Source organism: Anaerostipes rhamnosivorans (genome assembly GCF_005280655.1).
GTDB lineage: Bacteria > Bacillota > Clostridia > Lachnospirales > Lachnospiraceae > Anaerostipes > Anaerostipes rhamnosivorans.
This window is the reverse complement of record NZ_CP040058.1, coordinates 297,074-321,066: the sequence shown is the minus strand read 5'-3', so window position 1 is coordinate 321,066 and position 23,993 is coordinate 297,074. Positions and strand designations below refer to the sequence as shown.

The 23,993-nt window shown below is 45.3% G+C and carries 23 protein-coding genes, 1 tRNA gene and 1 pseudogene; 2 read left to right on the top strand and 23 right to left on the bottom strand.

The genetic code is table 11. From position 1 onward, the window contains the following. Window positions 1-12: 12 nt before the first annotated feature. From AR1Y2_RS01585 to AR1Y2_RS01565, 5 genes are all read right to left on the bottom strand, one after another. A complete protein-coding gene (locus tag AR1Y2_RS01585) occupies window positions 13-1,017 on the bottom strand; it encodes a dihydroxyacetone kinase subunit DhaK (protein WP_137327389.1) in 1,005 nt (334 codons plus the stop codon). A gap of 30 nt (window positions 1,018-1,047) precedes the next feature. After that, complete coding sequence (locus AR1Y2_RS01580; protein WP_137327388.1) at window positions 1,048-2,421, bottom strand: PTS galactitol transporter subunit IIC; 1,374 nt, start codon at window positions 2,419-2,421, stop codon at window positions 1,048-1,050. 53 nt (window positions 2,422-2,474) lie between these two features. Continuing rightward, complete coding sequence (locus tag AR1Y2_RS01575; RefSeq protein WP_137327387.1) at window positions 2,475-2,750, bottom strand: PTS sugar transporter subunit IIB; 276 nt, start codon at window positions 2,748-2,750, stop codon at window positions 2,475-2,477. 57 nt (window positions 2,751-2,807) lie between these two features. Next, complete coding sequence (locus AR1Y2_RS01570; RefSeq protein ID WP_243118819.1) at window positions 2,808-3,272, bottom strand: PTS sugar transporter subunit IIA; 465 nt, start codon at window positions 3,270-3,272, stop codon at window positions 2,808-2,810. A gap of 273 nt (window positions 3,273-3,545) precedes the next feature. After that, entirely contained in the window at window positions 3,546-3,755 is a 210-nt protein-coding gene (locus tag AR1Y2_RS01565; RefSeq protein WP_137327386.1) for a DUF1858 domain-containing protein, read from the bottom strand. 209 nt (window positions 3,756-3,964) lie between these two features. On the opposite strand from AR1Y2_RS01565, the gene AR1Y2_RS01560 reads away from it, so the two are divergent. Beyond that, the gene (locus AR1Y2_RS01560; protein ID WP_006567628.1) at window positions 3,965-4,135 is read left to right on the top strand and encodes a DUF362 domain-containing protein; all 171 of its coding nucleotides are present in this window, start codon (window positions 3,965-3,967) and stop codon (window positions 4,133-4,135) included. A gap of 64 nt (window positions 4,136-4,199) precedes the next feature. Here AR1Y2_RS01560 and AR1Y2_RS01555 read toward each other — a convergent pair whose 3' ends face one another. The 14 genes from AR1Y2_RS01555 to AR1Y2_RS01490 form a co-directional block, all read right to left on the bottom strand. Beyond that, window positions 4,200-4,739, bottom strand: a complete 540-nt coding sequence (locus AR1Y2_RS01555) for a MerR family transcriptional regulator (protein WP_137327385.1) — start codon at window positions 4,737-4,739, stop codon at window positions 4,200-4,202. A 101-nt stretch (window positions 4,740-4,840) separates the two neighbouring features. Continuing rightward, the gene (dnaB, locus tag AR1Y2_RS01550) at window positions 4,841-6,181 is read right to left on the bottom strand and encodes a replicative DNA helicase (protein WP_137327384.1); all 1,341 of its coding nucleotides are present in this window, start codon (window positions 6,179-6,181) and stop codon (window positions 4,841-4,843) included. A gap of 5 nt (window positions 6,182-6,186) precedes the next feature. Next, window positions 6,187-6,633, bottom strand: a complete 447-nt coding sequence (gene rplI, locus AR1Y2_RS01545) for a 50S ribosomal protein L9 (RefSeq protein ID WP_137327383.1) — start codon at window positions 6,631-6,633, stop codon at window positions 6,187-6,189. Window position 6,634: 1 nt separating this feature from the next. Continuing rightward, a complete protein-coding gene (locus AR1Y2_RS01540) occupies window positions 6,635-8,701 on the bottom strand; it encodes a DHH family phosphoesterase (RefSeq protein ID WP_137327382.1) in 2,067 nt (688 codons plus the stop codon). 113 nt (window positions 8,702-8,814) lie between these two features. Next, window positions 8,815-9,069 carry a 30S ribosomal protein S18 gene (rpsR, locus tag AR1Y2_RS01535; protein ID WP_006567633.1) on the bottom strand — a complete coding sequence of 85 codons (255 nt, stop codon included), beginning with the start codon at window positions 9,067-9,069 and terminating at the stop codon, window positions 8,815-8,817. 15 nt (window positions 9,070-9,084) lie between these two features. After that, window positions 9,085-9,537: a single-stranded DNA-binding protein gene (locus tag AR1Y2_RS01530; RefSeq protein WP_137327381.1), complete on the bottom strand. Its 453-nt coding sequence runs from the start codon at window positions 9,535-9,537 to the stop codon at window positions 9,085-9,087. A gap of 27 nt (window positions 9,538-9,564) precedes the next feature. Next, window positions 9,565-9,852 (bottom strand): 30S ribosomal protein S6, encoded by a 288-nt coding sequence (gene rpsF, locus AR1Y2_RS01525; RefSeq protein ID WP_175403559.1) that lies wholly within the window; start codon window positions 9,850-9,852, stop codon window positions 9,565-9,567. Window positions 9,853-9,952: 100 nt separating this feature from the next. After that, window positions 9,953-10,141 (bottom strand): DUF951 domain-containing protein, encoded by a 189-nt coding sequence (locus AR1Y2_RS01520; RefSeq protein WP_137327379.1) that lies wholly within the window; start codon window positions 10,139-10,141, stop codon window positions 9,953-9,955. 182 nt (window positions 10,142-10,323) lie between these two features. Beyond that, window positions 10,324-11,436, bottom strand: coding sequence for a peptidylprolyl isomerase (locus AR1Y2_RS01515; protein ID WP_137327378.1), 1,113 nt, complete (start codon window positions 11,434-11,436; stop codon window positions 10,324-10,326). Window positions 11,437-11,486: 50 nt separating this feature from the next. Next, window positions 11,487-15,011 carry a transcription-repair coupling factor gene (gene mfd / locus AR1Y2_RS01510; RefSeq protein ID WP_137327377.1) on the bottom strand — a complete coding sequence of 1,175 codons (3,525 nt, stop codon included), beginning with the start codon at window positions 15,009-15,011 and terminating at the stop codon, window positions 11,487-11,489. 26 nt (window positions 15,012-15,037) lie between these two features. Next, entirely contained in the window at window positions 15,038-15,610 is a 573-nt protein-coding gene (gene pth / locus AR1Y2_RS01505; RefSeq protein ID WP_137327376.1) for an aminoacyl-tRNA hydrolase, read from the bottom strand. 60 nt (window positions 15,611-15,670) lie between these two features. Next, window positions 15,671-16,678, bottom strand: a complete 1,008-nt coding sequence (aroF, locus tag AR1Y2_RS01500) for a 3-deoxy-7-phosphoheptulonate synthase (RefSeq protein WP_137327375.1) — start codon at window positions 16,676-16,678, stop codon at window positions 15,671-15,673. Between the two features lie 347 nt (window positions 16,679-17,025). Next, entirely contained in the window at window positions 17,026-18,366 is a 1,341-nt protein-coding gene (locus AR1Y2_RS01495; RefSeq protein WP_137327374.1) for an MATE family efflux transporter, read from the bottom strand. A gap of 5 nt (window positions 18,367-18,371) precedes the next feature. Continuing rightward, entirely contained in the window at window positions 18,372-19,565 is a 1,194-nt protein-coding gene (locus tag AR1Y2_RS01490) for a dicarboxylate/amino acid:cation symporter (RefSeq protein WP_137327373.1), read from the bottom strand. A 462-nt stretch (window positions 19,566-20,027) separates the two neighbouring features. Between AR1Y2_RS01490 and AR1Y2_RS17660 the strand changes: the two genes are divergently transcribed. Beyond that, a complete protein-coding gene (locus tag AR1Y2_RS17660; RefSeq protein WP_175403558.1) occupies window positions 20,028-20,171 on the top strand; it encodes a hypothetical protein in 144 nt (47 codons plus the stop codon). A 109-nt stretch (window positions 20,172-20,280) separates the two neighbouring features. Here the strand turns inward: AR1Y2_RS17660 and AR1Y2_RS01485 are convergent, their stop codons facing one another. The 4 genes and pseudogenes from AR1Y2_RS01485 to AR1Y2_RS01460 all read right to left on the bottom strand — a co-directional run bounded on the left by AR1Y2_RS01485 (window position 20,281) and on the right by AR1Y2_RS01460 (window position 23,957). Beyond that, window positions 20,281-20,490, bottom strand: coding sequence for a type II toxin-antitoxin system HicB family antitoxin (locus tag AR1Y2_RS01485; protein ID WP_137327372.1), 210 nt, complete (start codon window positions 20,488-20,490; stop codon window positions 20,281-20,283). A gap of 640 nt (window positions 20,491-21,130) precedes the next feature. After that, window positions 21,131-21,238, bottom strand: a pseudogene (locus AR1Y2_RS01475) (transposase); the annotation flags it as partial. A 341-nt stretch (window positions 21,239-21,579) separates the two neighbouring features. Next, a tRNA-Pro gene (locus tag AR1Y2_RS01465) sits at window positions 21,580-21,653 on the bottom strand. 93 nt (window positions 21,654-21,746) lie between these two features. Then, window positions 21,747-23,957, bottom strand: a complete 2,211-nt coding sequence (locus tag AR1Y2_RS01460; RefSeq protein WP_175403557.1) for a bifunctional diguanylate cyclase/phosphodiesterase — start codon at window positions 23,955-23,957, stop codon at window positions 21,747-21,749. Window positions 23,958-23,993: the final 36 nt, after the last annotated feature.

Sequence of the window (23,993 nt, the reverse complement as noted above, 5' to 3'; positions counted from 1 at the left end):
TCGTATCTGCTGCTACTTGCTGACCTCAATGCCCGGTGACTTTGCCTCATGGTCCAGCAGTTCTTTTAATTCGTCATCCAGCCGCATAATGGTCAGAGCAGCTCCGTTCATATCAAGTGAAGTCACATAGTCTCCGATCAAAACTTTATAAACGGAAATCCCTCTTTCTCTCAAGTACGCTTCAATCTCATCATACAGTACATATAATTCCATCACCGGAGTTGCGCCGAGACCAGAAAGCAGCACTGCCGCCTCTTCTCCGTCTTTTATCTCCAGATCCTCCACTACGGTCTCCGCCATATTCCTGGCGACCTTCTTGGCAGGCTCTAGTTCCTGAACGTTGATGCCCGGCTCCCCGTGATGTCCGATACCCACTTCCATGGTTCCTTCTTCAATCTGGAAATTCGGATGCCCTACAGCCGGTATAGCACATGGACTTAATCCCACACAGATGCTTCTTGTGTTGTCCACAGCTTTCTGAGCAGAAGCGATCACCTCATCCAGGCTGCCTCCCATCGCGGCTCTGGCTCCCCCGATCTTCCACATAAAAACGCCGCCTGCGATACCGTGGCGTTTTTCTTTCGTTTCTTTCGGAGATGAGGCCACATCATCGTTTGCGGTTACATATTTTACAGTGACGCCGGCTTTTTTAGCTTTTCGGACAGCCATCTTTACATTCATGTTGTCTCCGGCATAGTTTCCGAACAGACAGGCCACGCCTTCTCCAGCGTCCGCCTCCATAAATGCGTCATAGAATGCCTGGGCGGACGGCGAAGAGAAAACTTCGCCGACTGCCACAGCATCCACCATATTCTTTCCGACATAGCCAAGAAAAGCAGGTTCATGTCCGCTGCCGCCGCCTGTTACCAGTCCGACCTTTCCTTCCACCGGTGTATTTATGTATTTTACCACACGGTCATTGGCCTCAGACTTCGCGACAAGATCTCCGTGGGCTTTTAAAAACCCTTTGAGCATATCTTCTACGACGTAATCCGGATCATTGACAAACCTCTGCATAATTCTTCCCCTTTTCTATGTCTAAAACGTTTAGTTGTTTGTTTCCTGCTGTGCTTCTTTGCTAAGGCTTCTGTAGTAGAGTACAAAACAGATCACCCAGACGACCAGGATGGCCAGCGGAATAAAGTTTCCGTCCAGTACCTTAAATACATGGGAGAAAGCGTAAGTCTGGATCGGTCCATCAATGGAACTGTTGGAGATCATCTCTCCCGCTTTCAGAGATACTGCTCCTGTTGTCCTTGCAAGGTCAGTCATAAACGGCGCGAACGCAGTACCAACCCATAAGAATACCGGCGCGAAGACGGTGCAGAGAATAATCATACGGATCAGGTTTCCTCCGGTAACAAGGAATGCTGGTACGGCAAGTGCAAGGTTGATGATACCTGCAAACGGAAGGATTTCATTTCCCGGCAGGAACATAGAGAATAATAATGTGATCGGCACAGAGTAGATCACTGCCAGCCATATCTCATTGGATCCTCCGAGGAACGGCCAGTCAAGCCCTACCACAAGCGTTCTTCCTGAGAACTTCTTATTCATGAAGTCACTGACTGCCTCAGATATCGGAGCCAATGCCTGCATAAAGTATTTTGTGATAACCGGGAACAGAGTCAGCGCTGTCGCTGCCTTAATCGCCAGGGTCAGAGTATCTGCTACACTGTATCTAGCGAGAACTCCGAAAATAATACCAAGAATGAATCCAAGGATATGGTTCTCTGCAAAAATACCAACTTTATCTTTTAATGCCGCTGCGTCAAACTGTTTGTTTAATGCAGGTACTTTCTTTAAAATACAGTCGATCGGATACATGACAGCTGCCAGGAAGGTCATCTTATGGGTACAGGTTACACCCGGAATTCCGGAAAGCTTCTCGATTCTGTGCTGATGCATATCTGCCGCTTTCAGCTCAAAAATGATCTGGATAGCTGCTACCACAAATGCGCAGGCAATGGATCCTGCCCCTCCAAAATGAGGTTTTGTGATGGCTACAACGGCAACGGCAGTAAAAATCTTACCCCATACATTCCAAAGATCGGCGTTGAATGTATTTGTTTTGTTAATGACCAGCATGATGACATTGATGATGATCAACAGCGGGAACATTAAAAACGCATACGGCCAGGACCAGGATATGGTTGACATGGTGGTCCAGCCTCCATCCACGATAGGCAGTGAAATACCGGTTGATTTTAACATGGCCTGAGCCGCTGGGCTGATGGTATCCGTCATGAAGGAAATGAGCATTGTCATTCCTGTAAACGCCACCCCGAGTGTGATACCGGCGGAAACCGCATCCTTCACCTTCATCCTTACGATCAGTCCGGCGATAATGATAATGATCGGCACAAAAATCGCCGCCCCCAAACTTAATAGATAATTGACAACTGAACTTAATGCTTGCATACAATCTCTCCTTTCATCCTCTTACAATGTGTCTTTTGTAGTTCTCCATTCTCTTACTTGCAGGCGTCGATCAGCTTCTGAAGCTCGGCATCCTGTCCCACACCGGTTAAGAATGCGATACCGTTGATAACCGGGATCGGGTATTCCTTGTCAATCTTAGTGATAGCGATATATGCTGCACTGGAATCCATATAACGGTCCACAGACTTTAAGTCTACGGCTTCCACCTGTGCGTCTACCTTATTCTCCTTTAATAAACGGTTTACCTTGCTCGCCACTGTCTGAGATGTTGCTACTCCGCTTCCACATGCCACAATAATCTTTTTCATAATTTTTATTTCCTTTCTTGAGATAATCCCCTAATTGTATTTACTTTCATTTGATACTTATAATCCTTCCATAGAAAGGATCGCTTCCATGTACTCTTCTTTTGTCTTGGCTTCCATAAGACGTTTCATCAGATCTTCATCCTGGAAATTGGCCACCAGCACTTGAAGCAGTTCCACATGTTCATCGGACCGCTTGAAGCCCAGCATAAAGACAAACCTCACATCGTGTTCCACATCGTTTGCTGCCATCTCGCACCATTTAATCGGTTCCTTTAACCTGACTGGCGCAATAAAAGGCTTCAGGATATGTTCCGGGTCTGCATGAGGGATCGCTACCGGATACGGCTCTACAGCAAGTGCCGTCGGGAAGTTTTTCTCTCTTGTCTTGATTGCATCCACAAACGAATCCTTTACAAAACCGAGCTCTTCTAGTTTCGCAGCCATCTTATTAAAAAAGTCATCGGTGTCGGCCGCTTCCATATCCAGCTGAATCAGCTCTTTGTAAATCATGTCGCGTTTCAAACATTATCACTCCTTTTCTTTTTATTTTCATTTCGTTCTTATTACTCTTAAATTGTAACCCTGTAATACCCACTAAAACAATCTGAATTGGGTCCCAAAGTTGCTCATTGGATTGCTCATCACAAGCATGCGCAATACCTTTGCGCAACGTCTCGTAACGCTTTTTTGTTCCATAGGGAGGTTCAAAGAACTTTCCTATGGAACAAAAAAAGAGGACAATCCCCAGAATCATCATTCCGAGGGTTGTCCTCTAAGCCTTATGGCGACAGAGCATTAAGCCTGTTTTGTCTCCATATATTCATTTAGTCTTCCAAGCAGTTCATCCACATTCATGCCATGAACGAAAGCCGCTTCTTCCAGTGTCTCGCCCTGGGAAGACGGGCAGCCTACACAGTGCATGCCGGATGCCATTAAGATGGCCGCGAAATTCTGGTCAAGGGCCAGCAGATCACCGATTACCATGTCCTTTGTGATTGTATTCATTGACGTTACCTCCATTCTTAACAATCGATCCTCTTCCCTATAAAACCTACGGGGAAGAATCTCATTTAGTATAATACATTACAGTTAAAAATACAATAATTCATGGGAATTCCCTTGATATTGTATATTAAGTATATTAAAATGAAAAGTACCTGGAAGGCGGGTCACCCGCCATTTCATACACAACTTTCTAAAGGAGGAACATAGATATGGCATATGTAATTTCAGACGCTTGTATCTCTTGCGGAGCTTGCGAAGGAACTTGCCCGGCAGGAGCTATCAGCGAAGGGGACGGACAGTACGTAATCGACGCAGATACATGCTTAGACTGCGGAGCTTGCGCAGACGGATGTCCAACTGGCGCTATCAGCCAGGAATAATCGGTACATAAAAAGAGATGCCAAAAGGCATCTCTTTTTTGTTTTAAAAAGTCATTTAATATTTTTATTCGCGGTTTCTTTTTTTCTTTTTGAAAAAGAAGCCTCTTTCTTTTGTAGCTGCGATCTCTTCCCGGCTTTGCTGCTGCAGACGGATCAACTCATCAATTTTTTGGAACCGCTTTTCTTCTGACTCCTCCTTCTGACGGAACTGGTAATCCATCTCTTTTGCCACCTGCCTGGAGACCTGATCCCCAATGTCCCTGCTCAGCTGGTTTTTCTGCTCATTTAAAGCTCGTCCCATAATCTTAACCATAACACTTTGGAACTGCTCCATTTTATCCTGCGGACCCACACTGCTCCCGCCTGCGGGAAAAGGAATGACATTCTTCGGCAGAGCTTCTTTGATTTCATCCATGCTCATACCCTCATCCCTCATATCACGGATCTTCATAAATGTATGTAATTCTTTTTCCCCATAGTAACGGTAGCCTTTGTCATTCCGCGGAATATTAAGTTTCAGCTCTTCCTCCCAGGCCCTCAGAGTATAGGTTTCTAACCCTAATTCTTTGGCCGCTTCAGAAATCATTCGTCTTTTTTCCTTCATAAGTCCCTTCCTTTCTTCTTACTTATTATAAGGTGGGAGTACTTTTGCGGACAAGAAAAACCGCCCTCTAAAAGACGACGGTTTCTCACATATTCTGCAGGCTACATCCTGATTTTTTCTTTATTCCCGAACTTGGTGTACTGGCCTAACCAGACAAGCTCCACACTTCCGGTGGAACCGTTTCTCTGCTTAGCCACGATGATCTCCGCAAGACCCTTTTTCTCCGAGTCCTCATTGTAATAATCATCCCTGTAAATAAACATGACCACATCGGCATCCTGCTCGATGGAACCGGACTCTCTAAGGTCAGACAGGACCGGTTTCGGCGGCTTCCTCTGCTCTACCATACGGCTCAGCTGTGAAAGAGCGATAACCGGGGCATCCATCTCCCTGGCCAGCGCTTTCAGGGAACGGGAGATCTCGGAGATCTCCTGCTGTCTGGACTCTGACTTTTTACCGCCTGACATGAGCTGCAGGTAGTCAATGATGATCAGGCCCAGACCGTATGTCTGTTTATAGCGCCGGCACTTGGATCTTAGTTCCGCCACCGTGATACCCGGAGTATCATCTATGATCAGCGGAGAACGCCCGATGGTACCGGCACTCTCCATAATCTTCTCCCACTCGGTCTCCTGGAGCTCTCCGGTACGGATCGCCTGGGAATCCACCATGGCCTCCATGGAGATCATACGGGTCACCAGCTGCTCCTTGGACATTTCCAAACTGAAAATAGCTGTAGGAACATTCTTCCTCACCGCCGCATGCTGTGCGATGTTTAAGACAAATGCGGTCTTACCCATGGCCGGTCTTGCAGCCACCATGATTAACTCTGACGGATGAAGACCCGTAAGCTTAAAATCAAGGTCATCAAACCCCGTGGCAACCCCTGTGATCCTTCCGTCGGACGCTGCCGCTTCCTCTATACTCTCCAGCGTGTTGAGTACTACCTGGTCAATGGAGACAAAATCTTCACGGCCGCTGGCCTCCTGCAGAAGCCCGAATACATCCTTCTCCGTCTTCTCCAGGATCAGCGGAACTTCCTCTTTTCCAAGATAACAGTCCTTTGTAATCTCCTCGGTGACTCTGATCAGCTTTCTTAAGGTAGACTTCTCCTTGACGATCTGGGCATACTGCTTGGCATTGGCAGACGTAGGTACAGCCTCTAAGAGATCCCTTATAAATTCCAGGCTTTTCATGGACTCCGGCACATCTTTTTCTTTCAGCTTATTCTGAAGGGTGACCAAGTCAACCGGTTTCCCCTCCTTATAAAGCTCTGACATGGACTCAAAGAGGATCCCATTCTGCTTCTGATAGAAATCCTCCTTGGTGACAATATCAGAAACGTCAGCGATGGCATCCCGGTCCATGATCATCGCTCCGATGACAGACTGTTCGGCCTCCATGCTGTTCGGTTGTATCTTCTTGATAAATGCCTCATCCATTGTCTTTATTTATCCTCTTTCACTTTCACCTTTAACGTGGCAGTCACTTTCGGGTGCACTCTGACCTCCACATTGTGTACGCCAAGCGTCTTGATCGGCTCTGTGTGCATCTTCTTTTTGTCCAAGTCATATCCAAGCTGTTTCTTAGCAGCTTCGGCGATCTCTTTTGTAGATACGGCACCAAATGTTCTTCCGCCTTCTCCCACTTTCATTGTCAAGATGACTTCTTTTTCTTTGAGCTCCTCAGCAAACTTCTTTGCCTCTTCTAATCTTTCTTTTGCTAATTTATCTTCATTAGCCTTCTTAAGCTTCAGATCGTTGACTGCTTTCTTGCTTGCCTCCACACCAAGCCCCTTGCGCAGGAGCACATTTCTTGCGTATCCGTCGTTTGCGTCAATAATATCGTCTTTTTTCCCTACATTTTTTACATCCTGTAATAAAATAACCTTCATCTTATATGTCTCCTTCCTCTTTCATAAACTGCAGAGTTCCTTTGATGATTTGTTTTGCGTCATAAAGGGATACATCCACCATCTGGGCTCCGGCTACCGTCAGATGTCCCCCGCCTCCAAACTGTTCCATGATCTTCTGGACATTTACTTCGTCGATGGACCTGGCGCTGACATAGACACGCTCCTCCACGCCAGTGAGCACAAAGGATGCCTTGATCCCGTCAATATCCAACAGCTCGTTGGCCACCTGGGCTCCCACTACTGTAGGACTGTCGATTCCGATACCTACCAAAGTGGCAATGGCAAAAGAACCGTACATAATCTCAGCGTCACTGACTGCTTTGGCCCGGATCTTGTAGGTATCCAGACTGGTCCTGGACATCTTCCTGACCTTATTTAAGTCGGCTCCGCTGCGCTTTAAAAAGGCCGCGGCCTCAAATGTCCGGACACCTGTCTTGTTGACAAAGTTATCCGTGTCTATGAGCATGCCAAAATACATGGCATTGGCCTCCACTGGTAAGAGCTTGGGTTTTGTAGCAATATACTGCAGAACCTCCGCTACCAGCTCACAGGTAGATGACGCATATGGCTCAATATAAGAGAGTACTGGATATTTGATGGTTTCCTTGCCCTTCCTGTGATGATCCAGTATGACTATGGTGTTGGTCTGATCGAGAAGCTCCTCACACTCTGTATAGCTTGCGTGATTCACATCCACCACGATCAGCAGTGTATTGTCGTCTGTAATCTCCTTAGCCGTATCGCTGGTAATGAACATATCCTCATCGTATTCCTCACACGCCAGAAGTTCCTCCACGATAGGGCGCACGGAGATCGTCGCCTCATTCATAACGATATGGGCTTTTCTTCCCAGAGATAGACCCAGCCGGTACAGACCCACCGCAGCGCCCATGGCATCCGGATCCGGTATCTTGTGGCTCATGATGACCACGTTATCCTTGGATTCCAGAAGCTCTCTCAGCGCATGCGCCTTGACTCTGGCCTTGACCCGGGTGTTTTTCTCCACCACGGCTGCATTTTCCCCAAAGTAAGAAATATCTTCACCGTCTTTGATCACCGCCTGGTCACCGCCGCGGCCCAGGGCTAGATCCATAGCCGTACACGCTGCCTCGTAATTCTCCTGATAACTCTGTCCGTTGATCCCAAGACTGATACTCAGCGTCATATTGCCGCTGCTGCCCAGGTTGATGCTTTTTACTTCCTCTAAGATATGGAACTTTTCCTTCTTTACCTTCTCCAGATACTTCTGCTGAAAGATGATCAGATACTTATCCTTCTCCGTCTTCTTAACGATACCGGAAATATTCTGGATAAACTTGTTGATCTTTTGATCGGCTAACGCCAGAAGCATGGACTGCTTTACCTCGTCCACATTGTCAAGCAGCTCCTCATAGTTGTCAATATAGATCAGCCCCACCACCATCCGCTGGTTTTCGTTCTGCTCCATATACATCTTGAGCATGGTCTGGTCAAAAAAGTAAGCAGCCACCATAGACTGATCCCTGAGCCACTGCTTTGACTTGCTCTCCGTCTCCTCATCAATGAGGCTGTCCATCTGGATCCTGACGAACTCGATCTTATAAAAGCAGGTCCTTTCCTGGTCCTTCTCCAGTGTCTCTTTTTTTACATGGGAAACTGAGTGGTTCATCTCCGACGGCAGAAGATTTTTGTCCAGTTCCGGAAACATCTGCTGCAGCTTGGATATGCTCTTCCCATCCAGGATCTTCTCAAACGCCTGATTATACCACATGATATCTCCGTCCCCGCCGATGAGTACATAGGGCAGGGGCAGTTCCTTGATCAGATGATTCTGGACACGGCTCTGCTCAAACATAAAGTCCATAGTTTCCTGCATCATTTTCTTTTTATGGTAGGGATAATAAAACAAAGAAAACAGCAGAAAAACGAACACAAAGCAGGCCAGGATCACACCTGACTTCACATCAATAGAAAATACCAGAATGTCCGCGATCAGAAACAACAGTCCTGCCAGAACCGGCCAAATGATATCTTTACTGATATTTACACTTGTATTTTTATTTTTCATGGTACAGCTCCTTAAACCTCGGATTCAAATATTGTATTTTTCATTATAGCATGACTGGCAGGTCAGGTCAAAAAAGCCGCCATACCCATAAGGATACGGCGGCTTGTCTTTTATTAATCCTGTGTATAAGGCATTAAAGCGAGATGTCTTGCTCTTTTGATAGCACTTGTGACAGCTCTCTGATGCTTTGCACATGTTCCTGTGATACGTCTCGGTAAGATCTTACCTCTCTCAGAAACATACTTCTTTAATGTCGCTACATCTTTATAATCGATAACGGCATCGGCTTCTGTACAGAATGCACATACTTTTCTTCTTCTGCGTCCGCCTCTTCTCCTGTTCGGAGAATCACCTCTATTGTAAGCCATGATTAAACCTCCTATTTAACTAAATGGCAGTTCCTCTTCCAATCCGTCCGGAATGTTCATAAAACCATCTCCTGCGGCCTGGCTTGGCTGCGGCGGTTTTGAAGGATTGGCTGTCTGCATGCCTCCCCCGTTATACTGGTCTGTAGCCGCTTTGCTCTCGCAGAAATCCTGTTCCTCCACGATCACGTCGGTTGTATAGACCTTCATTCCGTCTTTGTTGGTGTAACTGCCTGTCTGGATCCTTCCGGAAATGACGATCTTGATTCCCTGACGGAAATACTTCTCGGCGAATTCGCCGGCACGTCCAAATGCGACGCAGTTGATAAAGTCTGCATCCGGTTCGCCATCCCTTTTAAATCTCCTGTTAACAGCTAAAGTATATCTTGCAACTGCCGTCGCTCTTTCACCCTGTGAGTATCTCACATCCGGGTCCCTGGTAAGACGGCCCATCAAAATCACTTTATTCATATTGGATTCCTCCTGCCTATCAAAATGTTAGGCATCCTGTTTTACGACTAAATAACGTAATACATTTTCTGTAATTCGAAGTTTTTCTTCTAAAACAGCCGGAACTTCTGTCTCTGCGTCGAACTGGATGAAGTAGTAGTATCCTTCTTTCATCTTCTGGATCTCGTAAGCTAAACGCTTCTTTCCCCATTCATCGACGTTTTTGATCTCAGCTCCTGCGTCTGTAATCATAGCTTTTGCCTTTTCTACTACTTCTGCTCTTGCTTCGTCTTCGATCTTAGCATTCACGACTAATGCGAGTTCATATTTACTCATGTTATCTGCACCTCCTTCTGGTCTTTTCGGCTCTTGGTCTTCTGCCAAGAGCAAGGATAAATTTATATATCACAAGTTGATATATTACCATAAATTCCTGCTAATCGCAAGCTTTTTTCACAAATCCGCGGAAATTCTTCTCCACCAGCTTCCTGGAAACCATCACCTGCCGTCCGCACCCGGAGCACTTCAGACGAAAGTCCATACCCACTCTTAAGATCTCCCATTCGTTGGTCCCGCACGGATGGGACTTTTTCATCTTGATCACGTCGCCGACTTTAAATTCCATACGCATTCTCCTCTCTTTCTTACTTTTAAACAAAGTGGCAAGCCACTTCTCCTCCCAACCCCTCACGCATTTGTGTGCATAGTGCCCGCAGGGCTTTTTTGTTCCATAGGGAGGTTCAAAGAACTTTCCTATGGAACAAGAGAAAGGCAGCCGGGTCAGGGCTGCCTTTGGACAGAGATGTTTTATTTATTCTTCTCTGTAGTTTTTTTCTGCTTTGCAGTGGTTGTCGCTTCTGTTGTTGTCTTTTCCGTTGCTGTGGTTGTTGCTTTGTACTTAAATGTGATCTTCTTCCACAGTTTCTGATTGATGCTCTTATCATCGTCCCACTTCTTGTCTGCATCTTTGGTCCACTTTTTGTATACCTTCTGGTATGCAGCCTGCTGTTTTTCCTGCAGCAGTGTACTCTTGGATGTGGCAAGGGCACTCTTAACATTCGGATTCAGCATCTTGATGATGACATATGCGTCATCAGTCTCGATCACACCGCTGACCTGGTTCTTCTTTAACTTGGAGGCGGCTTCTTCAAACTTTGTTCCGAGGGTAGCTTTTCCTTTTGTGTAGCTTTCTTCATTGTCTGAATCCACTTTATACTTCTTGGCTACAGACTTGACGCTCTGGCCCTTTTTGATAGCCTTTAACGCTTCTTTGGCTTTCTTCTTCTGTGCAGCTTTTTCCTTTGCCGTCATGTCCACTTCTTTGCCGGTCTTGCTATCAGTCTTCTTTGTGGTGAAGGCGAGCTTGTATACTTTTACAGTTTTCGCTTCCTCATCCGTCACCTTCACATCCGCCTTTTCGATGATGGCGTTCATTACTTTCTGCGCGATGAGATTTTCCTGCTGGATTCCTTTAATGTAATCCTTATCTGCGTTTGTCACCTTCATCACACGTTTCCCGAGTTCATTTTTGGTAAATGACTTCACGGATTCGTCCAACTGCTTCTTCTCATCAGATGTGAGCTTTACATTGTAGTCATCTGCATGGGCTGCCAGCACCTTTACGGTCTTAATCTGGTTGATGACATTGTCTTTGATAGAATCCTGCATTGTGATCTTCTTGCCCTTTTTGTCGGTCCCGACCTGAGTTGACCACAGTTTATCGCCTAAATATGCAGCGTACTGCTGTTCTGCGCTGTACTGCATAATTCTTGCATATACGTGGGCTTCCTTATAGGTCACCTTATTTCCTGCATATTCAAACAGTTTCCTGTCATCCTGCTTTTTGCAGCCTGCCAATAAGGCAACACACAAAGCCATGACTGCCGTGAGACATGCTATCTTTTTCGCTACACGTTTCATTCTTCGTTTCCTCCATTTAATTTATTTCCATTTTGCATTATACTACATAACTATCTGATAATCAACGCATCCAAAGAGTTCACACAATGTTCAATTTTTGAAAGCCACTCACTCTTTTTGGAGGATGACAAGTCCAGGACAAACACAGGGTGTTCTCCTGCACTGACGGAAAGTTCCTTCGGAAATTCGTTTAAGACATCCGGGATTTTCTCCACCTGAACATTTGCCTTGGGATTCATCTCAAAGGATACTTTCTCGCCCTTCTGCTTCACATCAGTCATATAGGCGTGATGTGCCATAGATTTTAAGAGTGCAATGTGGAGCAGATTGACCACTGCCGCCGGCAGATCGCCGAAACGGTCCAAAAGCTCATCCTGCATATCCTCCATCTCATCTCTCGTGTCGATGGCAGAGATCCTCTTATAGAGCTCCAGCTTCTCCACCTCATTGCGGATATAGGCAGATGGCAGGAACGCATCGATGTTCAGATCCAGCGTTGTATCAAAATCAGAATCCTCTGAAAGTTCTCCCTTAAGCCGCAGTACCGCGTCATTTAACATCTTGCAGTACAAATCATAACCCACGGCCTCCATATGCCCAGACTGCTCTTCCCCAAGCAGGTTGCCTGCGCCACGAATCTCCAGATCCCGCATGGCAATCTTGTATCCAGATCCCAGGTCTGTAAATTCCCTGATGGCCTGAAGTCTTTTTTCTGCCGTCTCTTTTAATAAGGTGTCCCTTTTGTACATTAAAAATGCAAATGCGTTCCGGTTGGACCGTCCCACACGCCCTCTGAGCTGATAGAGCTGGGAAAGTCCAAGCTGGTTGGCATCATGGATGATCATCGTGTTTACATTGGGAATGTCCAGCCCTGTCTCGATGATGGTGGTGGAGACAAGAACGTCAATCTCTTTTTCCATGAACTGCATCATGATATTTTCCAGCTCCCTCTCCCTCATCTGCCCGTGGGCAAAAGCCACTTTGGCATCCGGAAGCAGCTTTTGGAGCCCACTGGTGATCTCGGCAATGTTATTAACCCTGTTATATACATAATATACCTGCCCGCCTCTTGTCATCTCACGGTGGACCGCTTCCTTGACCAATTCTTCATTATATTCCATCACGTAAGTCTGGATGGCCCGCCGATCATGGGGAGGTTCTTCCAGGATGCTCATATCCCTGATTCCAATCAGGCTCATATGCAGAGTCCTGGGGATCGGGGTCGCAGACAGGGACAGCACGTCCACGTCCTTCTTCAGGGTTTTGATCTTCTCTTTGTGTCCCACGCCGAACCGCTGTTCCTCGTCAATGATCAAAAGTCCCAGGTCCTTATATTTCATATCCTTGGACAGCAGGCGGTGTGTCCCGATGACCACATCCACGATTCCTTTTTTCAGGCCCTCCATGGTCTCTTTCTGTTCCTTTGGACTGCAGAATCTGGACATGACTCGAACCGTCATAGGATAATTTTTAAATCGCTCACAGAATGTATTGTAGTGCTGCTGAGCCAGGATGGTGGTGGGCACCAGATAGGCCACCTGCTTTCCGTTGGTCACTGCCTTAAACGCTGCCCGGATGGCAACCTCCGTTTTCCCGTATCCCACATCGCCGCAGATAAGCCGGTCCATGATCTTTGTGCTCTCCATGTCCCTCTTCACATCCTCAATGGCATTCAGCTGGTCCTGCGTCTCCTCATAGGGAAACATCTCCTCAAATTCCTTCTGCCAAACGGTATCCTTATCACACACGTATCCTTCCTTGGCCTGGCGGACCGCATACAGTTCCACCAGTTCCTTTGCTGTCTCCCTGACCTGGCCTTTGACCCGCTTTGTGGTCTTCTTCCACTCATTTCCTCCCAGCTTATTAAGCCGGGGCTTCTTTGCATTAGCGCTGGCGTACTTGGCAATCTGGTCCAAAGCAGAAGCCAGAATAAACAGATTGTCGCCGCCCTTGTACTCGATGCTGATATAATCCTTTTCCACATTGTTCACGGTGATCTTTTCGATCCCCCGGTAAATGCCGACACCATGTTTTTCATGCACAACATAATCGCCGATAGAAATATCAGCAAAGTTCTTTATTTTCTCGCCCTTGCCTTTAAACGCCGCCTTTTTCCTGCGTTTTTCTTTTCTTCCGCTGAATATATCACTCTCGGAGATCAACACCCACTTTGTCTCAGGATATTCAATGCCGCTTTTTAATTTCCCAGGGGTGATGACGATCTGTCCCGGAGCCATCTCTTCTGAGGGCTTTTTATCATAAGTGACCGTAAGACCATTCTCCCTCATATCCTCCGCCAGACGCTTAGCTCTTGTGACGGACGGTGACACCACCAGGATCCTGTAGTCCTTTTTCTGATACCTTTTCAGGTCCTTGACCAGCTGCTCAAAGCTGTTGTTGTAGGACTGAACAGACTTCGCTTCCATAAAAAAGGTCTCTGTGCCCGGTGCATACTTCACCTCGGAAGCCAGCGCGGATAAAAAGACCGTCTGCTGCTTCATCAGACGGCTCAACGCCTCCTCAAAACAGGATACCGTTTCCATCTGGCTTGGCAGAAGATATCCTGCCTCCAGACGGCTTTTCATACTCTCAGTAAATTCCAGATAAAAGCCTTTTCCCCGTTCTTCCACATGCTGGGGCTCATCCACGTAGACTGTGGTTTCTTTCGGAAAATAATCCAAAAAGGATACAAGCTTGTCATAAAAATACGGAAGATACCCCTCTACACCGATGAGCATGGAAAGCTCGGAGAGTTCTTCCTTGAGCCTTTTGTATTCCTTTTTCAGCCTGACCTCTTTGTCCGTTTCAAACGCACTGTGGAACTTCGCCGCCAGGTCCTCATATTCTGCCTGGATCTTTTTAAGCCCTGCAGTGATCCGCTCCTCACTTAACACGATTTCCGTGGCCGGATAAACCGTCAGGCTTTTGATCTCCTCAATGGACCGCTGGCTCTGGGCGTCAAAGCTTCGGATAGAATCCACTTCCTCTCCCCAAAGCTCGATCCGGTACGGGCAGTCCGAGGTAAACGGGTAGATGTCTATGATCCCGCCCCTCACGGCAAATTCACCGGCAGCCTCCACAAACGGGGCTCTCTCATATCCCATGGCCGTAAATTCTTTTGTGATCTCTTGCTCAGAAATTTCTGTCTCCAGGCTGATGGTCACCCGGTTCTTCTTGATCTCAGAAAGGGGCACGACCCGGTCCATTAATGCATCAATGGATAGAATAAATACACCACCCTGTCCTTTTATGATGCTCTCAATCCCCCTAAGCCGCTCTTTTGCGATGGCATTTCCATGGACATCCGCGCTGTAAAACAGCGGATCCTTGGCAGGAAAATAGATGGCATCTCCCCCAAAGAACTGGTAATTCTCTGCCCATTCCTTGGCCTTATTCTCATCTGCCGTCACAATGATCTTATAATTTCCGCGTTTCTTCTTTCCTTTAAATGTACTGACCAAGTGGGCTTTTGCCCCGTCAGTACATCCGGACACCAAAACAGGACCCTGATGACGCTCAAGGCCTGCTTTTATCTGTCCATATACTGCATCGTTTTCAAAAATCTGCTCTAACACGTCTCATTCCTTACTTTCTGCTGCGGTTACTTCCTCGCCTTTTTATTATATTGGTTCATGGCTCCGGATATGTCATCCATTACCATAAGCTTTACCGCATCGTCCACATCCGGGAACACATCATCGTAGATTTCCCTCTCTCCTTTAGAGAAATGCCCAAGCACATAATCTGCCAGATCATATCCCTTTGGTTTTTCTCCCACGCCGATCTTAATCCTCGGAAAATCCATGCTGCCCAGATGGCTGATGATGCTCTTGATCCCGTTGTGTCCTCCAGCACTTCCTTTTCTCCTGATCCTAACCTGCCCAACATCCAGAGATATATCATCAAAGACCACGATAAAATCCGAAGGGTCCAGCTTATAGAAATCCATGATTCCCCGGAGGCTTTCCCCGCTTAAATTCATAAAGGTCTGCGGCTTTATGAGCAGGACCTTCTGCCCTCCTAAGTATCCGCTTCCAATGAGCGCCTTATGCTTTTTTGTAGAAAATTCTATCTGGTTTTTCCCGGCAATATAGTCAACAGCCGCAAATCCGATGTTATGCCTTGTGTTCTCATACTGCCTGCCGGGATTGCCCAGTCCTGCGATCACTTTCATTTTACTGCTCCTTTGTCCTGGTTCCTTTTCCAATTAGTCTGGAACCAGTATAACAAAAGATTATAAATTTTGAAAGAAGTCTCTTGTTTTAGTTACCTTCTTCATCATCTGGTCAAATCCTTTCGGGGTCAGAGACTGGGGACCGTCACAGAGCGCCTTGGCCGGATTGTTGTGAACTTCCACCATGAGCCCGTCAGCCCCTGCCGCAATGGCAGCCAGAGCCATTGGCTCTACCATAAACCGGATTCCTGTGGCATGGGATGGATCCACGATCACTGGCAGATGTGATTTCTTTTTGATCATTGGGATGGCGGACAGATCCAGTGTATTCCTCACTGCAGTCTCATAGGTCCTGATCCCACGCTCACAAAGAATCACGTTCTCATTTCCCCCTGCCATGATGTACTCGGCGCTCATGAGCCATTCATCAATGGTGCAGGCCATTCCCCTCTTTAAAAGCACAGGTTTGTCGATCTTTCCTAGTTCTTTTAACAGTTCAAAATTCTGCATGTTCCTGGTCCCTACCTGGATCAGATCCACGTCCTCAAACAGATGGAGATGGCTGGCATCCATGATCTCTGTGACGACAGGAAGTCCGGTGGCCTTTTTTGCCTCCAGCAAAAGCTTCAGCCCCTCATCGTGAAGTCCTTGAAAAGCGTAAGGCGATGTCCTCGGCTTAAATGCGCCTCCTCGCAGGAACCCTGCCCCTGACTCTTTTACCTGCTGGGCCACCTCTGTCATCTGCTCCTTTGTCTCGATGGAGCAAGGACCTGCGATCACCTGAAAGTTTCCTCCGCCGATCTTGACCCCAGAAATATCCACAGCCGTGTCATTGGGGTGGAATTTTCTGTTGGCTTTTTTGTATGGCTCCTGAATCCGCTGCACGGTCTCCACAATGTCATTGGCCATCACATGGTCCACATCCACTTTGGAAGTATCCCCGATCAGCCCTAAAAGCTTTGTATTAATGCCGGCAGATTCGTGGATGGCAAACCCCTGGGACTCCATCTCCTGCTTTAATGCCTCTACCTGCTGATCCTTTGCGTCACTCTTTAAAATAATAATCATGATACCTTCTCCTCCTTGATTTGTGTGCATAATGTCCGTTGGACTTTTTATTTCATAGGAGGTACTTTCCAATGAAATAAAAAAGGGCCTGTATTCTACTACAAGAATACAGGTCCTAAACATAATCTATTACGATTAAACTTTACTTGGTTCTAGGAGATGATTCATTGTAGCGCAAAAAGCCAGGATTAAAGTAATAACCCCAGAAATAAAATGAAAAAGCATATGCATTTGACATTTCTCTTTTTGCTGACATGATGTTCTCCTACATTCATAACTTATATCTATCAAACCGATAGTTTATATCTATTAAATTACACGATATCCTCCCTCTTGTCAAGGAAAACTCAGATGGATTTGTACTGCCATTTGCCTCTGAAGTAACGGATCATGAACAGCACAGCACGCACTGCCCAGTCTAAGGTCATGGCAACCCATACCCCGAACACTCCCCATCCAAGCCATTTTCCCAGAACAAAACTGAAAAAGATGCGAAAGATCCACATGGAGATAATGGCAACGACCATTGTATATCTCGCATCGTTGGAAGCTCTCAGTGTATTTGGCAGGGTGAAGGAAACCGGCCAGATAGTCACACAGCATAGAGTATGATACAACAGAATCCTCCTGGTAATGGCCGCAGTCTCCGGTGTAAGGTGATAAGCTCTTATGATGACTGGAAGTATGAAAACGATAAAAATATTAAATATAAGCAGCGAAGCATAGGCGATCTTTAACAGCTTTTTTGTATAATAACGGGCTGCCTCATAATCGTTTGCGCCTACACACCGTGATACCACAGTGAGCACCGCAAGCCCCACGGCCATACCCGGAATGATCTCAAACAGAGCCACCATGTTGCTGACTGCGTTTGCGGTGATGGCAGAAGTTCCAAAGCCCGCCACCAGGCTCAGCACAAGAATCTTTCCCAGCTGGAACATACTGTTCTCCACCCCGTTGGGAACTCCGATATTTAAAATTTTCCCCACCAGAAATCCCTTAAATTTAAAATGAAAATTTCTGCTGATATGTACGGCTTGGTTTCTGTTTTTTAATAAAACCAAAATAACCACTGCCGCAATCACCCTGGAAGCCAGTGTCGGGATCGCCGCCCCTTCCACTCCCATACCGACGCCGTAGATCAAAACAGCGTTTCCGATGATGTTGATGGCATTCATAAACAAGGACATCTGCATTGCGATCTTGGAATTGCCCATGGTCCGGAACAGCGCCGCGCATCCGTTGTAGACTGCCAAAAATGGAATAGATGCGGTCACGATCAGCAGATAGACCTCCGCATTGTGCATGACCGCCGGCTCAATGGCCCCGAACACTCCGTGAAGGATCAGTCCCCGCATGGCATAGATCCCCGCCATGATGGCCAGCGCCAGGGCTGAAATAAACAGGATCAGCTGATCTGCGGTCTTGCAGGCCATCACATGCTTTTTCTGTCCCAGATACTGCCCGGCCACCACTGCGCCGCCGGTAGCCAGGGCAGCAAACATGTTGATTAACAGGACCATGATGCTGTCCACCAGCGAAACACCGGAAACTGCGGCTTCCCCCACGCTTGAGATCATGATGGAGTCGGCCAGCCCCACAGTCACAGTCAGCATCTGCTCAATGATCAGCGGGATGATTAAGCTTTTCAAATCCTTATTAGTAAATAAAACCTCTCTTTTTTCCATTCCTATTACTTTTCTCCGTTTTTCCTGTCCACACTGTCTACCATGTAGGCAATGGCCTGATCTCCTGTGATGTTACAGGCTGTACCGAAGCTGTCCTGGGAAAAGTGCAGGGAAATGATCAGCTGGCTCATAGGGTCCGTAAAATGCAGCATGGACTTAATCAGCCCGAGGGCTGCCATAACGCCTCCTCCCGGTACTCCCGGAGCCGCCACCATCGTGATTCCCAGCATGAAAATAAACGGAAGGAACATAGACAGGGTAGGTGTCAGCCCGTTGGCAAGCATAATACCCATAGAACCGATCACCAGACAGATGGTATCCCCAGACAGATGGATCGTTGCACAAAGAGGGATAACAAAGTCCGCAATATCTTCAGATACCCCGCCATTTTTGCTGCTCTCCAGATTCACCGGTATAGTAGATGCGGAAGACTGGGTTCCAAGAGCCGTGAAGTAGGCAGGGGCAATGCCCTTTAGATTCTTAAATTTATTTTCTTTTGTGAACAATGTGGATACAAGGAACTGAAACGCGATGTAGAGCCATTGGAAAATCAGGATCATCACATACAGCTTGATGAACATTTTAATGGTGGGAAGCAGCTTCCCCTCCGCGGCGATCTTGCTGAACAGCCCGGCCACATAAAATGGGATCATCGGTATGATGATCTTATTCAGTGTCTTTGTAATAATCTCCTGAAGATCCTTTAAGCAGAGCAGCAGCGTATCGTTCCTGCTGTTGGCGATGCCAAGGCCTAAAAGGAAAGCCAGGACCAGCGCTGTCATAACTCCGAAGACCGGGTCAGCCTGAATGGTAAAGATCGCTTCAAAAGACTTGGTTTGGATCTCACTTCCTGTAATTCTCTGAATCAATGACGGCAGAAGAGCCTTTCCCGCAAAAAATGCGCCGATCCCCGCGATGACAGTGGATGCATAGGCTAAAAGCAGGGTCACTCCAAACAGCTTATTTGCCTTTTTCCCCAAGTCCGCAAGCCCAACGGCCACAAAGGACAGAATCAAAAGCGGAATGATAAAATTTAAAAATGTACTAAACAGTGTCGTAAAGGTCACAAACAGGCGGATCAGACCTTTAAAAACAAACGTATCGCCAACACCGAACAGATCTCCTATGGAACCGACCAGCATACCTGCAACGATACCGATCAGCAGCCGTGTCAGCAAACCTATTTTTTTCTTTTTCATAAATATGTTTCTCCCTATTCTACTCTTGTTAAAACGGCAGACAGGTGTCCGCCCCACAAGATATTATTATACGTCGTGAAAATAAAGATAACAAGAGGCACCATTATTTTCAAGAATTTTCTATGACATAATCAGATATAAAATTAATGCTTTGGAAAGGGTTGACTTTATACCCCAACCAAAATAAATTGTAACATTCGACTTAGATGATTAGAAAGGAAAACTTGTATATCCGTATATTTAAATATTAACTCAAATAATAAGCCATTATATTTTTAAGTTGCTTCTTTATTTTGTTTTAGCTTTTTCAACTCAATTCAATAACTGTTCACAGTTTAGACTAAAAGAAATTTTGGCATTGTCGAAAGTTCTTAATTTAAAAGACAAAAAAATAATGACGATTTTTTTAATATGAATAGCGATTGTAATTCTTAATATTTTAAATTTTTTGGAGGTATCGTTATGAATTTTACTGAGGAAATGAAAATTTGGTTATTCGATTTAGCACATGGAAATCTGGAACATGATCAAATTATAAAGGGATTTATAAAACCTTATGCAATAAATGATATGGTTTTCATAGAGAGCATAAACGGATCAAAGTAAATCAGCTAAAAAAGACTTAATCTGTAAAACTACCGACTAAGTCTCTTTTGTCTCCATTCAATTCCACATATAAATGAAGCAAAAACCAGCGAGTTCTGCTCTTTTCCTTTTATGCGTACATTAATTTACCTTTTGGTTCAGGAATTTGTTGTCCTCTTTCTTTTGCTACTTCAATCCATTCTTCTATAATTATTTCTGCATTGCTGATAGCTTCCTGTACCGTTTTGCCATCTGCCATGCATCCAGGCAGTTCAGGTACTTCAACAATAAATGCTTCATCTTCTGTTGACCAGTAAATAATACGTTCATATTTATACATTTTGGATACCTCCTATAATTTGATTTTATATTTCAAAATATAATTTCTGATTTGCTTGATCTGATACGGCTTAGCCATATTCCCTTGTGGCTGGATATTTATATTATCCGGAAGATTTTTGTAAGAGTAAATAAAATGTTCCCCTTTGATTCTACATTCAAAACCTAAGACATCAAGAAGTTTTCTCAAGTCTCTGAATTTTATATTTTTATCTTACGTTCCACTCATGATAGAAACCATGATTTTTTCTGCTGTTGGCATAGTATTAGATCCTTTCTTGATACTATATAATCATACCACTTCTAAAAGTGAATATTAGAAGTTTTTAAAAAGAGCCTTTTTCTCTTCCTCTTTAGGAACATACTCAATTAAATCCTTTGGGGTTTTGCTTTATACATATTTATGCCAGCCTGTTCTAAAGCATCTCCAACATTGAATTTATATTTTAACATTTGTAACACCTGTCATATATTTTCAATTTTACTTTAGCATACTTCATATTTTAAGTAAACAAGTGTACCACTTAGAAAAGTAATAAATTTATCAACTATCACTTTTCTGAGTGGTACAACAAAAATATAAAAAAAAGGAAATTAAGAACACAATTTCTTAACTCCCCATACACCTGTGCCCAGTTTTGGATCGTAAGGACCTCTTTTTTCCCTTCGGCATTGATCCCAAGAATCACATAGGCAGCAAGTTTACGGATCATGCCATTGTCACGGACAGAATAGTGGATGGCATCAATATTATACTCCTGCAAGAAATATTACTGATTGTATGACAAGGCTATGCTGTGAACAAAAAATAAACGGTGGTGGCATTACTAAACTTCGGAAAACGACCAGTTCTGATTTGCAGATGCAAGGAACACCTAAAACAATTGTCGCTAGTATGTTGGGACATACCACAGAGACAAATGAAAAGTATTATACCTACGATACCTCTAACCTAGACGAAAAGAAAAAGATTATCCAAGAGCGCAATTCCAAATTCAAGAATTTGTTACACACTGGATAATCCCAACCAAAGCCAACCAAGCTTCATTGTCTTACAAAAAAATAAATCCCCCATAAAATGGAGGATTCATCGGGGCAACAGGATTTGAACCTGCGACCTCGTAGTCCCGAACCACGCGCTCTACCAAGCTGAGCCATGCCCCGCTTTTGCTATTATATTACGTCTGGTTCAAAAATGGAAGAGGAAATTTCATTTTTTTTAATATTTATTGTATATTTTTCTGTACTTCAGAGCTTTTACTTTAGTAAAGGCTCAAATTCGTCTCCTGGCATTGGCCTTGCAAAATAGTATCCCTGAATGTCATCACATTGAAGCTTCTTTAAGAATTCATATTGCTGTTCCGTCTCCACCCCTTCTGCTGTCAGGTGAATTCCCAGGCTTCTGGAAAGTTCAATAATGCTCCTGATAATCTTTTCTCCCCTGTTGTCGCCAATGTCGTCCACAAAACTCTTGTCCAGCTTCAGAACATCAATCGGCATCGAACTTAACATGGTCATAGAAGAATACCCTGTCCCAAAATCATCCATCAGTACGGAGAATCCGATCTCATGCAGTTCATCAATAATGTTTTTGAGCAGTTCCTGATCCTCTGACATAACACTCTCTGTGATCTCCAGAGGAACCAGTTCCGGCGGGATCTTATACTCTTCCAAGATATTTTGATATTTTTGTACAAAAGCGCTGTAAAAGATATTATACCGGGACAGGTTGACAGACACCGGCACTACCTCTCTTCCCTCATCGATCCACTGCCGCTGCTGTCTGCAGACTTCCCGGAACATAAATTCGTCCAGGACGACGATCAGACCGTTTTCTTCAAAAACCGGAATAAAGTCAGACGGCGGTACGATCTTTCCGTCCTTTCCGATCCATCTGACCAGGGCCTCCGCCCCTACGATCTTCTTTGTCTCCGTATCATATTTAGGCTGATAATAGGCACAGAATTCATGCTGAGCCAGAGCCGTTTCCATCCGGTCCTCCATCTCCTTGTTATGAATAATCCGTTTTTTCAGTTCTTCATTGTAGAAGGCGTAGTAATTGTGCAGCTGGTTTTTTACTGTGGCCTGAGCAATCAGCGCCATGTCCGACATGGCATCAATGGCCATGCTGCGGTCAGTTACCAGATAAATACCGATACTCGGCTTTATTTTATAGTTCATATTCTTCATCCGCTGAATATGTGTGATGAACTGGTCCAGACGTCTCAGAAGCTCCTTCTCTGAATGATAGTGCATAAGTCCTACAAAACGGTCTGCCTCCCTGTGGGCCGCCAGTTCCCCATCCTGCATCATGCCTCTCCAAATATGCCAGATCAGACGAATAATCTCATCCCCTGTCTTAAACCCAAACAGTTCATTGACCAGCTTAAAGCGGTCGATATCCATACAGAGGACAGCCATCTTGCCAGTCTCTTTTTCCAATGCCTTCTCTGCCTTTAAACAGAATGCCCGGTAATTATCTCCGCCTGTCATACTGTCCGTATATGCAATCTCCATCAGCTTGACCTGCTTCTTTTTCTCGGACCTTACAATGTAAATCAAAAGAGCCAGAAATAAAGCTAGAATAATGCCTGACTGTACATAGGTTAGTTTCATAATGGCCATGGCTTTTGTATTTGCCACTTCGGTGGGGACCACAGTCAGAAGATACCAGTCATTGATCTCCGTAGGAACATAGTACATGTACTTTCTCTCCCCATTGAGAAACTCAATGTGGCCTTTTTCTTGATTTTTTAATGCTTTTTTCAGCTGGTCAGAACAATTTTTATTTTCTGCCGATGCCTTGCGCAAAGCCTTAAAGATATTGGACATATCTTTAAAACTATTGTGATTGTCAGAGTCCACCACAACGTTTCCGTTGCGTTTCACAACATAAGTATAGCCTTTTCCATAATATGTAGAGATAGACAAAGCCTTTTTAAAATCATCCGTCCGGTAGGCTGCATATAATACTGCCTCCACCTTCTTTCCCCGGACGATGGGCGTGCTGTAAATATTGATCTTTTCTTTTGTTGAATCCAGGCGGTCTGTCAATGTCTCGGAAATGGAAGAAATGCCTTCCAGCCCTGACTTGAAATACTCTCGGTCTGCCAGATTCCCCACCTTCTGGTCGCTTGTATATACGGTCCCATCGGTAAGAATGATCCCCATCCGCTTAAACTGGTACTTGTCGGAAACCTTCTGAAAACTTTTCGCCAGCTTTTTCGGATTCTCAAGCTTTTTATCGCTGATTTCATTGGCGATGCCGTCCAGGAGATTGATCTCCCCCAGAATTTCTTTTCTCAAAATCTCCACGCTCTGTCCAGAGACCTCCTGAAGGGAGCTTAAGACTTCATTTTCCAGATTGTTGTGCAGGGCTTGGGAGTATATATACAGGGAAGAAAATAGACCAAAAGACAGTACGATTATAAAAAACAGGATTCTTTTCATCATAGAACTCTCTTTCATTTTATTCCTCCCTTCCCTTGTATTTCTTACTGCCCT

What these genes read in the sequence shown, in the direction of transcription:
- AR1Y2_RS01585 (WP_137327389.1), bottom strand. Translation starts at nt 1,017, where the DNA reads ATGCAGAGGTTTGTCAATGATCCGGATTACGTCGTAGAAGATATGCTC.
- AR1Y2_RS01580 (WP_137327388.1), bottom strand. Translation starts at nt 2,421, where the DNA reads ATGCAAGCATTAAGTTCAGTTGTCAATTATCTATTAAGTTTGGGGGCG.
- AR1Y2_RS01575 (WP_137327387.1), bottom strand. Translation starts at nt 2,750, where the DNA reads ATGAAAAAGATTATTGTGGCATGTGGAAGCGGAGTAGCAACATCTCAG.
- AR1Y2_RS01565 (WP_137327386.1), bottom strand. Translation starts at nt 3,755, where the DNA reads ATGAATACAATCACAAAGGACATGGTAATCGGTGATCTGCTGGCCCTT.
- AR1Y2_RS01560 (WP_006567628.1), top strand. Translation starts at nt 3,965, where the DNA reads ATGGCATATGTAATTTCAGACGCTTGTATCTCTTGCGGAGCTTGCGAA.
- AR1Y2_RS01555 (WP_137327385.1), bottom strand. Translation starts at nt 4,739, where the DNA reads ATGAAGGAAAAAAGACGAATGATTTCTGAAGCGGCCAAAGAATTAGGG.
- dnaB (WP_137327384.1), bottom strand. Translation starts at nt 6,181, where the DNA reads ATGGATGAGGCATTTATCAAGAAGATACAACCGAACAGCATGGAGGCC.
- rplI (WP_137327383.1), bottom strand. Translation starts at nt 6,633, where the DNA reads ATGAAGGTTATTTTATTACAGGATGTAAAAAATGTAGGGAAAAAAGAC.
- AR1Y2_RS01540 (WP_137327382.1), bottom strand. Translation starts at nt 8,701, where the DNA reads ATGAAAAATAAAAATACAAGTGTAAATATCAGTAAAGATATCATTTGG.
- rpsR (WP_006567633.1), bottom strand. Translation starts at nt 9,069, where the DNA reads ATGGCTTACAATAGAGGTGATTCTCCGAACAGGAGAAGAGGCGGACGC.
- AR1Y2_RS01530 (WP_137327381.1), bottom strand. Translation starts at nt 9,537, where the DNA reads ATGAATAAAGTGATTTTGATGGGCCGTCTTACCAGGGACCCGGATGTG.
- rpsF (WP_175403559.1), bottom strand. Translation starts at nt 9,852, where the DNA reads ATGAGTAAATATGAACTCGCATTAGTCGTGAATGCTAAGATCGAAGAC.
- AR1Y2_RS01520 (WP_137327379.1), bottom strand. Translation starts at nt 10,141, where the DNA reads ATGGAATTTAAAGTCGGCGACGTGATCAAGATGAAAAAGTCCCATCCG.
- AR1Y2_RS01515 (WP_137327378.1), bottom strand. Translation starts at nt 11,436, where the DNA reads ATGAAACGTGTAGCGAAAAAGATAGCATGTCTCACGGCAGTCATGGCT.
- pth (WP_137327376.1), bottom strand. Translation starts at nt 15,610, where the DNA reads ATGAAAGTGATCGCAGGACTGGGCAATCCCGGCAGGCAGTATGAGAAC.
- aroF (WP_137327375.1), bottom strand. Translation starts at nt 16,678, where the DNA reads ATGATTATTATTTTAAAGAGTGACGCAAAGGATCAGCAGGTAGAGGCA.
- AR1Y2_RS01495 (WP_137327374.1), bottom strand. Translation starts at nt 18,366, where the DNA reads ATGGAAAAAAGAGAGGTTTTATTTACTAATAAGGATTTGAAAAGCTTA.
- AR1Y2_RS01490 (WP_137327373.1), bottom strand. Translation starts at nt 19,565, where the DNA reads ATGAAAAAGAAAAAAATAGGTTTGCTGACACGGCTGCTGATCGGTATC.
- AR1Y2_RS17660 (WP_175403558.1), top strand. Translation starts at nt 20,028, where the DNA reads ATGAATTTTACTGAGGAAATGAAAATTTGGTTATTCGATTTAGCACAT.
- AR1Y2_RS01485 (WP_137327372.1), bottom strand. Translation starts at nt 20,490, where the DNA reads ATGTATAAATATGAACGTATTATTTACTGGTCAACAGAAGATGAAGCA.
- AR1Y2_RS01460 (WP_175403557.1), bottom strand. Translation starts at nt 23,957, where the DNA reads ATGAAAGAGAGTTCTATGATGAAAAGAATCCTGTTTTTTATAATCGTA.